Here is a 13294-nt window from a genome sequence, read left to right on the forward strand (position 1 = left end):
TCAGGCATTCACGGAGATGGGGGCAAGGTTCACGGCGAACCGGTAGCGCCTGCCGTTGGCGTTCCGGTCTTCGAGGAGTGCGACGTCGCAGGCGTCGAGCGCGAGGAGTTGGGTGATGATGAAGAGGCCGAGACCTTGGCCGACGTCTCGGTCAGGCTTGTCGGAGACGAAGATCTCGAAGATCGCATCCTCCAGATCCTGTTTCACCCCCGGTCCGGTATCGGACACGACGATGCCGAAGTCGGTCAGCTCGATGTCGATCGATTTCGGGCCGGTGTTGAGCTTGGCCTTTTCCCCGACCCTCAGCCAGTAGAGGCTGTTCCGCACGATGTTGTCGAGGACCTGAAGCAGCCTCGCGCGATTGGCCCGGACGGTGAGCCTGGGTGCCCGCGGGGAGACCGTCACCTTGACGCCTTCCTGCTCGAACGTGAGGATCCGGTTGGCGATGTAGTCGCGGACGAAATCGGCGAGCTTGAACGTGTCGCGCACGGCGCGTGAGCGAGGGAGCATCGGGTCGATTTGCGAGGCCGCGCCGGAGATCGACGCGCACGATCCGCGGATCGCCCGCAGGTGGGGCATGACGGCCGTCTCCGTGCCATCGCCCTTGGCGACGTTCTGGATCGCGGTCGCGCGCCGGCGGATCTCGCTGAGATGAGTGCGGAGTTCATGTGCGAGGCCCCGAGCGCTTAGGCCCACCGCCGCGCTCTCGAACAGGGCAACGGCCTGCTCCTCGCCAGCCTCGACCTTTTCCTGGATCCTGCGCAGGGTGAGCTCGGCCGGCGGCGCCGCTTCGAGCGTCCTTCGGGCGTCCTCGATCGCCACGATCGCGTCACCCGCAAGCTTCATGGCCTGCGTCCGGGCCGAGCTGGCATCGGCCGGGGAGGCGCCCGCGCGTTCGAGAACCTCGAAGCCGTCCTGCAACTCACCGAGTCTGCGCCCCAGCAGGGAGCGCGCATCCTCCGTGGTCTGAAGATTCCTCTCGACGGCCGCTAGGGGGTCTATGGACACGGCGGCTGGATGCTCGTCGTCCAGCTTCTTGGCGTATTCGTCGAGGGACCGACGCACGGCCTCCATGGCGTCGTTGGCGAAGTCTCTGCAGCGCGTGGCGAGCTGAAAAAAGCCACGGTAGGCTGCGTCCTCGACGAACCCCTCACGGTCGGATTTCTCGGTCAGCGCGAAGTTCTCGGCTCCCGTCAGGGCGAAGTACCCAACGGTGTTGTCGACGCGCATCCCGTAGGTGCTGCCCGACGTCATGCCAGCCGCGATTCCCAGCCAGTCGCCCTGTGAGCGGACCCTGAACCCGTCCCGGAGGATGGCGATGCCTGCGACGCCCTTGATGAACCCCCTGGAGATTGCATTGCCTGCCGCCGCGGCCGGCCATTCATCGAGATGGAAATAATGGAATGCTGCCCTGAATGGGCCAGGGTCGAGCATTGAGGCATCGTTGTCCAGCTGGAAGTCGGTCCAGGGATAGATGCGTGTCATCTCGACGTACCAAGGAGCGGTCTGGGAGACCTTGCTCTTGAAACCTCGCATACGCTTCATCCCCGGGAGCGCATCGGCGAATTTCGCACCCTCGTCCGCACCCTCGAAGATGCGCTCCGTCCGCTTGTTCTTGTCGCCACGCTTCGAAGCGAGCAGACGCTTGCGGAACTGGGCGACGGCGACAAGCCGCCCGGTGTCGGTGGTCGGATCACGTTCCCATCGGAACGTGAATTCCGCGACCGCGCCTGCGGCGATGTCCTTGGTCACCGTCACCAGCGACCGCGCATCGTCATCGAGCTTTACGGTCACGGGGAACGTGGCGGCGGCCTCGAAAGGCGAGATCAGCCTCGCGAGGCTCCGGGTGATCTCGTCGATCCGACCCTTCCTGCGCCATTCCGGCATGTCCGACAGGCCGAGGACAGATACCTTGGTGCCTTGGAAACGCTCGGTGTTGTCCTCCTCTTTGACGACCACTGGGATGTCATCGATGATGGTCGCCCTCGTGCAGTCACCCCAACGGAAGTAGGCCTTGGCCAAGGGAGCGGTCGGGGAGGTTGCGGTCTCGATCAACAGGATGTCGCCGAGCTTCATCGTACCGAGCCGTCCGAGGCCCTTATCGCCAAGCGGGGTGCGTCCGGTCTTCTTCGATACCGCCTTGCGCGTCCCGGAGGCCGTGCGCTTGATGGACTGGCTGATGACGAGCCATGAGGTGTCTAGCTGTTCACGGGTCAGGCCGACGCCGTGATCGATGATGCTGATCCGCCCGGTGTAGGACAGGCGGCGCACCACCGGATCGTCGAGGTCGACGGCGTCGCGGTCAATCGGGTCGCCGGCCGGATCGCTGAGCGTTATGTTCACGCTTTCCGCCGGCTGCGTAAGGTGACCAAGCCTCCCGAAAGTCCCCGCCTCGACGAGGGAGCCTTCTTCCCGCGTCAGAATCTCGATCTTGCAATCCTCGGAGTCCGCGTCGTAGGCGTTCTTCACGCATTCGAGGATCGCCTGCTCGACGTCGGTCACCAGCTCGCTGCCGAGCTGGATCAGGACATGGGCGCCGACGCGGAGCCTGGACTGGGTTTCTGTCAAGCGAACTCGACGACGACCGTCGTCTCCGTCGTGATCATGGCCCCCATGTTGTTCCTCGATGGCATCCTCTTGCCCGGCAAGCGGCGCTGCAGGGACGCGATGTGCCTCGCGCCAAGAGCGCATACCATCTCGCGACAGATGTCGTCGAACGGCACTTGCATGCTAGCGGCTGTCCGGTTGCCTGTGGTCAACACCCAATGAGCCGGCCCCGGCGACGTGGCCCTGATGTGCTTCAGTGCCGCGAGGAAGTCGGCCATGAAGATCGCGACCTTGCGGACCCCGTGGGAGCGGCCCTCTTTGGCAGCCATGGCCATGAAGGCGTCGAGGCTGGGCGACGCTCCCCTGACCGCATCAGCCTTGGCCTGGGTTTCCTTGAGCGATCCCCCTAGGCTCGCGGTGTCGAGGGCATGCGAATTAGCCATCAGCGGCTCGACGGGGCCGCGGAGATCGCACGCTGGGATCCAGCGCATGGCAAGGTAGGAAAACTGCCCGTAGGGGATGGTGGTGACGTTGTCGCCGTAAGGTGGCGACGTCACCAGGATCTGGTGCTCACCACACCTGTCGCCGACCACTGCGTTCCGGACGTCATCGCAGATCAGTCGCACCTCTGGATCCTTGCGGGCCCGGGTGGCGATGAGGGCACGATAGGCCGCGATGCGCTGCAGGGTCTGCCGGAGGTTGAGTTCGAACACCGTCACGATCCTGTCGGCCTCGATCCGGTCGCCAGGGGCCCGCATATGAAGCTTGTAGGTGCTGGTCCGGCTGTTCGAGCATTGTCGGATCGTCTCGGCGAAGACGGTCCACATCACCTTGCGGGAGGCGCTGTCGTCGATCCTCATTATCCCGCGCCTGATGCGGGACAGTCGGGACGCGCAAGGATTATCGAACCACTTCGATAGGCCCGGGAAATCAACGTCGATCGTTTCGTCGACATCGAACCGGACGGCATGAAGCAGCTGTTCGGCAGCGCCCTCGACGTTCGCGCCGCCGTCGATCGCGGCCTTAGCCTCGCAGACCAAGACAGCGAGCGGATTGATGTCGATCCCCGTGAAATCGAGACCGCGCAGCAACGCCTCGGTCATGATGGTTCCCGACCCGACGAAGGGGTCCATCACTTGCGAGCCACGTCCCGTGCCGGCCATGATCGCATCAATGATGTCCCCCTGCATTCGCGGCACCATCATCGCCGGATAGCGAAGCAGGCCATGAAGGTTCGGACGGGCGCCCGCCCCGATCTCACACCATGCGGAAGGCTGGTGATTCTCCAAGTCCTTTAGGCGGCCCCTGAGGGATCTGGACACTGCGGGGGTTCCTTTGAGCCGCGTCGGAAGCGCCGGATTTAGGCGGGCGTTCCTGGGTGCATTTTACGGCTCAGCTCGTAAAAGGCCAGGTCATTCGCGCCACCGATGGATACTTGTTCCTGGGCTGCGTGCGAATTGAGCCACACCCGCCCGCGCTTTACGATCGCGAGTGGCGCGGCCGATGGGGAGACCGGTCGGGAACGGACATGCCGCGTCGCGAATCGGTGAGCCGGTGATCGCGGGCGAAGCGACCGATCCGGAGGTGGAGGGACGTAGCGGGGTTTCGCACATTCCGTCGGCCCATAGCAGCGAGCGCCCGGGATCGGCCGCAGCGGCACCGCGACCGGGACGGTCGGGGGAAGAAGCGAACCCGCGGCGGATCGCTCCGGGCGGGGTGGGTCATCGTCTGGGGGAGATCCGACGTAACCGCATCGCTGCTGGCATGCCGTGCCGAAGAGGAATGGCAGGTCGGCGACCGACCGTGTTGCGAGGGGGGGGGCTGCTCGAACGGAGGCGCTCGTACCGCCCGAAAGGGGTTCGTTCCATGCCGAACCTCGGGAACCTCGGCGCGCCGTCGACCGCCGGACCGCGGTGGTCAACGGCAACGTATCTGGTTCGCATGTCGCGTGCGGGCCATCGAGGCGGGAACCGCCAAACTTCTGAATGCGACCGCGTGCAAGCGCTTGGATTTCACAGCCGTCGGGTTTGGCGATAATCCCGACCGACATCCGGGGGGCGGTCGCGAATGTCTCGAGATTCCAAGATCAAGTTGCTGGCTCGGGTACGCCGCCTGAAGGGGCAAGTGGAGGCGGTCGAGCGCGCTGTCGAGTCGGACCTCGACGCTCCGGGTCTTCTCATGCTGCTGGCGGCCGTTCGGGGTGCAGCCAACGGCATCACCGTCGAGGTGTTGGGCGAGCACATCTACGAGCGCGTCGCCGTTCCCGGTTTGGGCGAGGATCGTGCCAAGGGAGTCGACGACGTCCTGGGAGTCGTTCGAAGCTACCTCAAGTAAGAGCATCAGCCACGCCGCGGGCCGAACGTCCGACCGGAGTTCGCCGATGGGCGCCCGAAGGCATCGGAGCCGCATGCGGCCTGCCGCAGGAGCCGCTGAGGAACGCCTCCGTGCCCGACCTGTCGCTCGCCGAGAACATGGCGTTGCGCAACTACGGCAGTCCCCCGCTGCACCGCGGCATCCTCCTCGACCGGGCGGCCATGGCGCGCCAGGCGGAAGGGTTTGTCTGCGAATTCCGGGTGAAGGCCTCGGAGCTGGGCGCCCGGAAGGCGACCCTGTCCGGCAGGAACGTCCAGCAAGCCGTGCTGGCGTGCGAGCTCAGCCACCCGGTCCGCAGCTGATCGCCTCGAACCCGGCCTTCGGGCTCGACTTCGTCGCCTGCCGGGAAACCCACGCCCGGATCGTGGAGGCCCGCGACGCGGGCGCGGGCGTGCTGCTGATCTCCGAGGACCTCGACGAGTTGCTCGAGCTCGCGGAGCAGGTGGCGGTGACGAGCGACGGCCGCAACGTCCACGAGGGCTTGGCCGAGCGGGCCGTGAGGTCTGAGTTCGGGCGGTACATGGCCAGCGGATGAGCGGGGGGAACACGGGCAGCGGGCACGGTACGGCCCCGGGTGCCGCTCGTATGGGAGCGCCGGCGCGGATCGGGAGGGCGGTAGAGGTCGACGGCGTCGCCAGGGCCCGGGATCGCGCGGGACGCCCGGGGCACCGCGATCGATCGCCCGGCTCATCGGTGCGGGGTGACCGGGCCGCCGGACCGGGAGCGCCGCGCGGGTGTCCGCGGCGCGCCGGCGGCACGATGGGATCAGGCGGCCCGTCGTTTCTCCTGCGCGCGGTCGGCGAGCGCACCGGGTTGCCCGAGACCGATCTGCCTCGCGAGGGCGGAACGCCGCCGCGCGTAGTCGGGGGCGACCATGGGGTAGTCCGCCGGCAGGCCGTAGCGCTCCCGGTAGCTCTGCGGGTGCAGCCCGTGGGCGGTCAAATGCCGCTTCAGGGTCTTGTAGGCCTTACCGTCGATGAAGCTTACGATTCCCTCTTCCTGGACCGACGTGCGGATCTCCGTCGCGCTCGGACGGGAACCGGCCGTGAGCCCCGTAGCGTCGCCGGAAGAAAATCCCTTGATCGCGTCGTGCATTCGATCGATGAACGCCGGCAGGTCCGAGGCCGGAACGGCATTGTTCGACACGTAGGCCGCAACGATTTTGCAGACCAGCCAGGATATCTTTCCCCGATCCATCGAACTTGCAGGCATTGTGGCATCCTTGTGGGCATTATATTTACAGACTGAGTGTAGTCATTACAAATATTTGTTCAAATACAATCTTGGTGCTGAGGCATATCGTCCATGGTATGCCTAGCGAGGGAGGGATGCGATGCGCGAGGGTCCGGTCGGGCGCGGTCGGTTCAAGATGCGGCACTTGCTGTTGGTGGCCGGCGTGGGCGAGACCGGGAGCCTGGGCCTCGCGGCCCAGGGCATGCGCATCACGCAGCCGGCGGCTTCGCGGCTGCTGTCCGAGATCGAGACGATCGTCGGCGCGCAGGTGTTCGATCGCCTCCCGCGCGGCCTCAGCCCGAATGCCTACGGCGAGGTCCTGCTCCGCAGGGCCCAGGGCGCCCTGTCCGAGCTCGACGCCGCGACGGACGAGATCGACGCGTTGCGCTCGGGACTGAGCGGATCGGTGACGCTCGGAACCGTCACGGGGCCGGCGGTCACGGTCGTGGCGCAGGCGTTGACCGACATACAGGTGCGAAGCCCGAGGCTGCAGATCGCCATCGAGGTCGCCCCGAGCCCCGTGCTCGTGCGCATGCTGCTCGACGGCAAGCTCGACCTCGTCCTGGCCCGGATCCCGGGCGACGTCGACGCCTCCCTGGTCGACTACCGGCAGGTCGACGACGAAGAGCTGTCGTTCCTGGTTCGCGAGGACCACCCCCTGGCCGCGCGCGACGACCTCCGCCTGGCCGACGTCGCGGCGATGCCTTGGGTGATGGAACCGCCAGGAAGCTTGCTGCGCAGGCGGATGGACGCGGTGTTCCGCTCCGCCGGCCTCGCGCCGCCGATCCAGGTACTCAACACCTCGTCGCTTGTCCTGGCGATCGCCGTGATGGCCCGCGGCCGCCATGTCGGGGCGCTGGTCAGCCCGGTCGCCGACATGTGCCTCGGCTACGAGGGGCTGCGCCGATTGGGGCCGCTCGCCGACGTCGGCCGCATAACCATAGGGCCCTTGGGGCTCATGCGCCGTCGGGACCAGGCCATGTCGCCCGCGATCGCGTACGTCCTGGCGTCTCTCCAGGAGTGCTACTTGACGGGCGGCGGCGCGACGGGCCCCGACGCGTGACCGACCCGCCGCGCGGACGCGCGCCGTCGGTCGACCCGAGCCCGGGCGGTCACGCATTCAGTCGCAACGCCTGCCCGGGATCCCGTCGACGGACTCGCCCGAGCAGGTCGGCGATCGGCATTACGCGCCCAGGAGATGGCGCTCGAGGTGCCGACAGCCGCATCGTGTGTTGATGCCCCCTGTTTGGCAAGCATGATCTCTGAGGTTTCGGTGGGGTCTTCGATCGGACGTGTCTCAGGCCTCATGATGTGGCCTTCGATGACGCCACGGGCCGGTATGCTGTTCGGAAGGCTGGGTTCACATCGGTTCAGAGAGTTGCATGCGCTCGAGCGCCGGGTCTGAATGTCCCTGCCTTGAACTTCGAAGTCCGTGTCGCCTACTCCTCGTCGATCGCTCGCCCCGGCCTCGCGGCCACGACGTGCCTTCGCCCGCTCGGGGCTCCGGTCATGCCATCCGGTAATCTTCCTGCTTCGTCGTCCCGGCCCAGATCATCCGCGCCATCTTGTTGGCGAGCGCGACCGCCGCGACCATCTTTGGTTTGCGCGTGACGAGGGTCGCGAGCCAGCGGTTCGCGTTCCAGCCCTTGCGAACCACCCAGCGGATCACGCTCATGGCCCCGACGATAAGCAGCCGTCGGATATCGGTCTGGCCCATCCTGCCGACGGAACCGAGCTTGGCCTTACCGCCCGTGGATCGCTGCCGCGGCACGAAACCGAGCCAGGCGGCGAAGTTGCGTCCGCTGTCGAACGTGTCGAGATCCGGAGCGAAGGCGGCGACGGCCCCTGCGGTCACCGGCCCGATCCCCGGTATGGTGCATAAGCGTCGCAGGTCGGTGTCCGTCCGCGAGGCCGTCTCCAGCTCGTCGGCCAGCTGCTCGATCACCTGTGTCAGCCCCGCGATCTGGTTGAGATAGATAGTCCCCACCGCTCGCACCGCGACGGGCAGATCGGCGACCTCGTCGGCCAGAGCCTCTTCCAGCACCTTGAGGTTTGCTGGCCCCTTGGTAGCGATGACGCCGAACTCGGCAAGATGGCCGCGTAGCGCGTTGATCAGCTGCGTGCGCTGACGGACCAGACACTGATGCGTCCGGAGCGCCACCGCGCGGCCGTGCGTCTCGGCGATCTTCACCGCCACGAAGCGCATCCTCGGGCGCGCGGCCGCCTCGGCGATCGCCTCCGCGTCTGCGGGGTCGTTCTTCCGGCGTTTGACGAACGGCTCACGTAGACCGCCGGCACCAGCCGGACCTCGTGACCGCTATTCTGGGCCACACGACCCCAGTGATGCGACGTCGCACAAGCTTCCATCGCCACGACGCAGGCCGGCTGATCGGCAAGGAGTGCGGCAAATCGAGAGCGCGACAGCGCGCGGTTATAGAGAACCGTCCCGTCCGGACCTACTGCGCAGACCTGAAAGCTGCCCTTCGACGGATCGACTGCCAACATGCTGATCGTCGTCATAGATGACCCCTATGATCGGTTCCGATCCAACCGTCAGGCATACGAGATGCCGGTCAGTGGGGGCATCCACCGCATCGGTTCAATCAAGTCATGGTCCTGGTCCACCCGGTTGGCGACATGGTTGAATCTCATCGTCGCGTCCGAGCGCGCATGGGCGGGGACGCCTCCGCGAGCACAGGCCCGCCGGAGGTGCGTCAAACCTGGGAAACCGCACGATCGCGGCCGCCTCGCCCCGCCCGGGGGCCCCGCGACCGCCGATCCCCTTCGTGCGCCGGACCGCCACGGCATCCGTCCGCGCCCAACATATGCCTCCCAAGGGCCGATGGCCTACCTCCGCCGCGCCGTGGGCGGGAACGGCATGCACGCGGGGGGACGTGTCGCCCCGTGACCCGGTCGTCGTCCCGGCGAGGCGAGCCTTCCCCCGGGCGCCCATCGGCACGCGTCCGATCCGGGACCTCAGCTTTCCGCTCCGGCCGAACCCTCCGACTGTGCCGCCGGAGCCAAGGGATCCCCCCGTCGCGCCGGAAGCGCGAGGCAGAGCAGGCCCGCGATCACCGGCCCGAGCGACAGAGCGAGAAGGGCGGGGGTGAAGCTGTGCGTCGTGTCGCGGATCCAGCCCACCAGGTAGGGACCGGAGAAGCCGGAGACCTGCGCGAGGCCGTTGATCATCGCCAGGCCACCCGCCGCCGCGGACCCGGTGAGGAACTGCGTGGGCAGCGCCCAGAACACGCCGAGGACGGCCCAAATCCCGAACGCGGCGGCGCAGAGCAGGAGCAGGCTCGTCAGCGGCGACGGCGCCAGGGCGCTCGCCGCCAGGAACACGCCGCCCCACACGGCCGAGGCCGCGGTATGCAGCTTGCGCTCCCCGGTCCGGTCGGAGCTGCGCGCCACGGCGACGAGGCCGAGCGCCGCGAACACGAACGGGATCGCCGTCACCGCCCCGGTCTGGAGGTCGGTCAGGCCGCCGATGCTGCGCACGATCTGGGGCAGCCACAGCACCACCCCGTACAGCGCGAAGGCGTTGAACATGTAGACGAGGGTCAGCAGCCAGACGCGCGGGTCCCGGAAGATGGCCCGGAACTCGTGGGAGCCGGCGACGCCGACGGCCCGCTCCTCCGCCGCGAGCCGCGCGGTGAGCCAATCCCGCTCCTCTCGGTCGAGCCAGCGTCCGTCCTGGGGACGATCGACGAGGTAGAAGTAGGTGACGATCCCGAGGATCACGGCCGGCGCGCCCTCGAGGATGAACAGCCATTGCCACGCCGCGAGTCCGAACCAGTTCGGCTCGGCGGACAGGATCCAGCCCGAGAGCGGCGCGCCGAGCACGCTGGAGAGCACCGTCGCCGTCATGAACCCCGCGGTCGCCTTGGCCCGGTCGCGGGCCGGATACCAGTAGGTCAGGTAGAGCAGGACGCCGGGTACGAAGCCGGCCTCGGCCAGCCCGAGCAGGAAGCGCATCAGGTAGAAGCTCGTCTCTCCCCGCACGGCGGCCATGCCGCAAGAGATCAGGCCCCAACTCACCATGATCCGTGCGATCCAGCGCCTCGGGCCGACGCGATGCATGATCATGTTGCTCGGGATCTCGAACAGCACGTACCCAAGGAAGAAGATCCCGGCGCCGAACCCATAGGCCGTGGCCGAGAGCCCGAGGTCCTTGTTCATATGCAGCGCGGCGAAGCCGACGTTCACGCGGTCGAGGTAATTCACCAGGAACAGCGCGAAGCAGTAGAGGACGATGCGCGGCCGCAGCTTCGATAGGACACGCGCTCGGATCGCATCCTCTACCGGCCCCGCGTCGAGCGGGGGTGCAACGCCTGCGTCGGTCACGGTACTTCCTCCTTCGGTTTCCACGGCGCGGGCAACGTCGCCGCGCACGACTATCTGGACGGCCCTCCATCGCCCGGGTCGAGGGGCCACCGCGAGCGCCTCCCGGGCTGCCGCTCCCGAGACCGCGCCCCGGGCGCGCGGGACGCCTTAGCCGGGCCGACCGTCGCGAAGCCGCGGGACCGCCGTCGGGCCGTCGTCCCGCAGCTCTGGAGGCAGCAAGTCGTCGGGGATGTCCTGGTAGCAGACGGGCCGCAGGAATCGGCCCACGGCGAGGCTGCCGACCGAGGTCGTGCGTCCGTCGGAGGTAGCTGGGTAGGGACCGCCGTGCACCATGGCATGGCCGACCTCGACGCCGGTGCCGAAGCCGCCGGAAAGGATACGCCCGACCCTGCGCTCGAGGAGCGGCATCAGGCTTTGCGCAGCCGGATGGTCGTCGGCGTCCATGTGCAGGGAGGCGGTGAGCTGGCCCTCCAGACGCTCCAGAATCGCTCGGACCTCGCCCATGCCGCCGCAGCGCACCACGAGCGAGGCCGCGCCGAACACCTCAGCGGAGACGGCCCGGTCGGCCAGGAAGTCGGCCGCGTGGGTCGAGAAGAGCACCGGCCGCCCCCGATGCTCGTCCCCCGCTCGGCCGCGGGCCACCACCGCCACCGCCGGGTTGCCCTCCAACGCGGCCACCCCCGCGCGGTAGGCCTGGGCGATGCCGGGCGTCAACATGGTCTGCGCTGCGACGTCCCCGATTGCCCGCGCCGCGCCGTCAAGGAAGTCGTCGAGACCCGACCCCTCGATCCCCAGCACGAGGCCCGGATTGGTGCAGAACTGGCCCGAGCCCAGCGTCAGCGCCGCCACGAACGCCCGGCCGATCTCGGCGCCGCGGGCCGCCGCCGCGGCGGGAAACAGCACCACGGGGTTGATCGAGCTCATCTCGGCGTAGACCGGGATCGGGACCGGGCGCGCCGCGGCGATGCGCATCAGCGCCATGCCGCCGGCCCGCGAGCCGGTGAAGCCGACCGCCGCGATGCGCGGATCGGCCACGAGCTGCTCCCCGACCGTGAATCCGTGGTCGAACAGCAGCGAGAACACGCCCGCCGGCAAGCGGCACCGGGCGACCGCGTTGGCCACCGCGCGGCCCACGAGCTCGGACGTGCCGGGATGGGCCGGGTGGGCCTTGGCGACCACCGGGCAGCCGGCGGCGAGCGCGGAGGCCGTGTCGCCGCCGGCCACCGAGAAGGCCAGCGGGAAGTTCGAGGCCCCGAACACCGCCACGGGGCCGACGGGGACGTTGCGCAGCCGAAGGTCCGGCCGGGGCGAGGGCCGGCGCTCGGGCAGGGCCGGGTCGACCCTGGCCCCCAGGAAGCCCCCGGACCGAACCTCGCCGGCGAACATCCGCAGTTGCCCGACGGTGCGGGCGCGCTCGCCTTCCAGGCGGGCGCGCGGCAGACCGCTCTCGGCCATGCAGCGTTCGATCAGGGCATCGTCGAGGTCGAGGATCTCGGAGGCGATCCGCTCCAGGAAGGCGGCGCGGGCCTCGTGCCCCATCCCCCGGTAGGCGTCGAGCGCCGCGTCAGCCAATACGCAGGCGTGCTGGACCATGCCGGGCGTCGCCGAGGTGAAGCAGGGCTCCATCCCGCGGCCGGTGGCCGCCTCCAACGCCCGCCACGGCTCGCCCCTGCCGGGCAGGGCCTCCGGACCGATCAGATTCTCGCCGCGCGGTTCCATGGTCCATCCTCTCGGGTGCGTCTCGGGTCGTGGATCCCGCCGCCCTAGCGGGCCCAGCGGAGAACGAGGGGATCGGCGCGCCGCGCGAGCTCGACCAGGCCGGCACGGGTCGCGGCATGCAACGGCGAGACCGGGTGGCGCGTCATGCCGGAGCTGATCACGCCGCCTTCCTCCATCAGCGTCTTGGCGGCGACCGGGCCGCATTGCCGGTTCTCGTAGTTGATCAGCGGCAGCCAGCGCTCGTAGGCGGCGAGCGCCTCCGCGCGGTCGCCGCCCGCATGCGCATCGACGATCGTGCGGATGCCGTCCGGGTAGCCCGCGCCGGTCATCGCACCCGTCGCTCCCGCGTCCAAGTCGGCGAGCAAGGTGATGCCTTCCTCGCCGTCCCAGGGGCCGATCACGGCCTCGCCGCCGAGCGCGATCAGCTCGCGCAGCTTGGACGCGGCCTGCGCCACCTCGATCTTGAAGTAGGCGACGTTGGCGATCTCCCGGGCCATGCGCGCCAGGAAGGCGGCCGGGAGCGGCGTGCCCGCCACCGGCGCGTCCTGGATCATGATCGGGATGGCGATCGCGTCCGAGACCGCGCGGAAGAAGTCGTAGACGCCGGGCTCGGGCACGCGGATCGTGGCGCCATGATAGGGCGGCATGACCATCACCATCGCGGCGCCGGCTTCCTGCGCACGGCGCGAGCGCGCGGCACAGACCTGCGTGGCGAAGTGGGTCGTCGTCACGATCACCGGCACGCGGCCGGCCACGTGCTCCAGCACGGCGTGCATCACCGTCTCGCGCTCGTCGTCGGCGAGGGCGAACTGCTCGGACCAATTGGCAAGGATGCAGATGCCGTCGGATCCGGCGTCGATCATGCAATCGATGCAGCGCCGCTGCCCGTCGAGATCGAGCTCGCCGCGCGCGTCGAACACCGTCGGCGCTACCGGGAAGACGCCGCGATAAGGCGCGCGGACCATGGCCGCGCCCTCCGAAGAGTCACGGCGCGGCATCGGCGCCTCCGCCGCGCGGCCCGCCCCGCGCGATCGAAACCGGCGGGCGGAGCGTGGACCGACGACGGGGACGGGTGAGC

The 13294-nt window shown here is 68.5% G+C and carries 10 protein-coding genes and 1 pseudogene; 4 read left to right on the forward strand and 7 right to left on the reverse strand.

The genetic code is table 11. The annotated features are described in order from the left end of the window. Together MOTC310_RS18145 and MOTC310_RS18150 are read right to left on the reverse strand one after the other, a co-directional pair. On the reverse strand, window positions 1-2568 hold the full coding sequence (locus MOTC310_RS18145; protein WP_331302810.1) for a sensor histidine kinase: 2568 nt from the start codon (window positions 2566-2568) through the stop codon (window positions 1-3). Beyond that, window positions 2565-3869: a TRM11 family methyltransferase gene (locus MOTC310_RS18150; protein ID WP_331302811.1), complete on the reverse strand. Its 1305-nt coding sequence runs from the start codon at window positions 3867-3869 to the stop codon at window positions 2565-2567. Before MOTC310_RS18150 ends, MOTC310_RS18145 begins: the two co-directional genes overlap by 4 nt. Before the next feature lie 745 nt (window positions 3870-4614). Between MOTC310_RS18150 and MOTC310_RS18155 the strand changes: the two genes are divergently transcribed. From MOTC310_RS18155 to MOTC310_RS18165, 3 genes are all read left to right on the forward strand, one after another. Further along, on the forward strand, window positions 4615-4881 hold the full coding sequence (locus MOTC310_RS18155; RefSeq protein WP_331302812.1) for a metal/formaldehyde-sensitive transcriptional repressor: 267 nt from the start codon (window positions 4615-4617) through the stop codon (window positions 4879-4881). A gap of 110 nt (window positions 4882-4991) precedes the next feature. Continuing rightward, window positions 4992-5222, forward strand: a complete 231-nt coding sequence (locus tag MOTC310_RS18160) for a hypothetical protein (protein WP_331302813.1) — start codon at window positions 4992-4994, stop codon at window positions 5220-5222. Beyond that, window positions 5192-5455, forward strand: a complete 264-nt coding sequence (locus MOTC310_RS18165) for a hypothetical protein (RefSeq protein ID WP_331302814.1) — start codon at window positions 5192-5194, stop codon at window positions 5453-5455. Before MOTC310_RS18160 ends, MOTC310_RS18165 begins: the two co-directional genes overlap by 31 nt. Before the next feature lie 230 nt (window positions 5456-5685). Here MOTC310_RS18165 and MOTC310_RS18170 read toward each other — a convergent pair whose 3' ends face one another. Further along, window positions 5686-6132, reverse strand: coding sequence for a Ros/MucR family transcriptional regulator (locus tag MOTC310_RS18170; protein ID WP_331302815.1), 447 nt, complete (start codon window positions 6130-6132; stop codon window positions 5686-5688). 121 nt (window positions 6133-6253) lie between these two features. Between MOTC310_RS18170 and MOTC310_RS18175 the strand changes: the two genes are divergently transcribed. After that, window positions 6254-7216, forward strand: a complete 963-nt coding sequence (locus tag MOTC310_RS18175; protein ID WP_331302816.1) for a LysR substrate-binding domain-containing protein — start codon at window positions 6254-6256, stop codon at window positions 7214-7216. Window positions 7217-7660: 444 nt separating this feature from the next. Here MOTC310_RS18175 and MOTC310_RS18180 read toward each other — a convergent pair. From MOTC310_RS18180 to MOTC310_RS18195, 4 genes and pseudogenes are all read right to left on the reverse strand, one after another. Then, window positions 7661-8673: pseudogene (locus MOTC310_RS18180) on the reverse strand (IS110 family RNA-guided transposase). Window positions 8674-9129: 456 nt separating this feature from the next. Then, window positions 9130-10497: an MFS transporter gene (locus tag MOTC310_RS18185; protein ID WP_331302817.1), complete on the reverse strand. Its 1368-nt coding sequence runs from the start codon at window positions 10495-10497 to the stop codon at window positions 9130-9132. Window positions 10498-10644: 147 nt separating this feature from the next. Then, the gene (locus tag MOTC310_RS18190; RefSeq protein ID WP_331302818.1) at window positions 10645-12216 is read right to left on the reverse strand and encodes an aldehyde dehydrogenase (NADP(+)); all 1572 of its coding nucleotides are present in this window, start codon (window positions 12214-12216) and stop codon (window positions 10645-10647) included. Between the two features lie 44 nt (window positions 12217-12260). Beyond that, complete coding sequence (locus tag MOTC310_RS18195; RefSeq protein ID WP_331302819.1) at window positions 12261-13181, reverse strand: dihydrodipicolinate synthase family protein; 921 nt, start codon at window positions 13179-13181, stop codon at window positions 12261-12263. Window positions 13182-13294: the final 113 nt, after the last annotated feature.

This window comes from Methylobacterium oryzae, assembly GCF_036441375.1.
Classification (GTDB): domain Bacteria; phylum Pseudomonadota; class Alphaproteobacteria; order Rhizobiales; family Beijerinckiaceae; genus Methylobacterium; species Methylobacterium oryzae_A.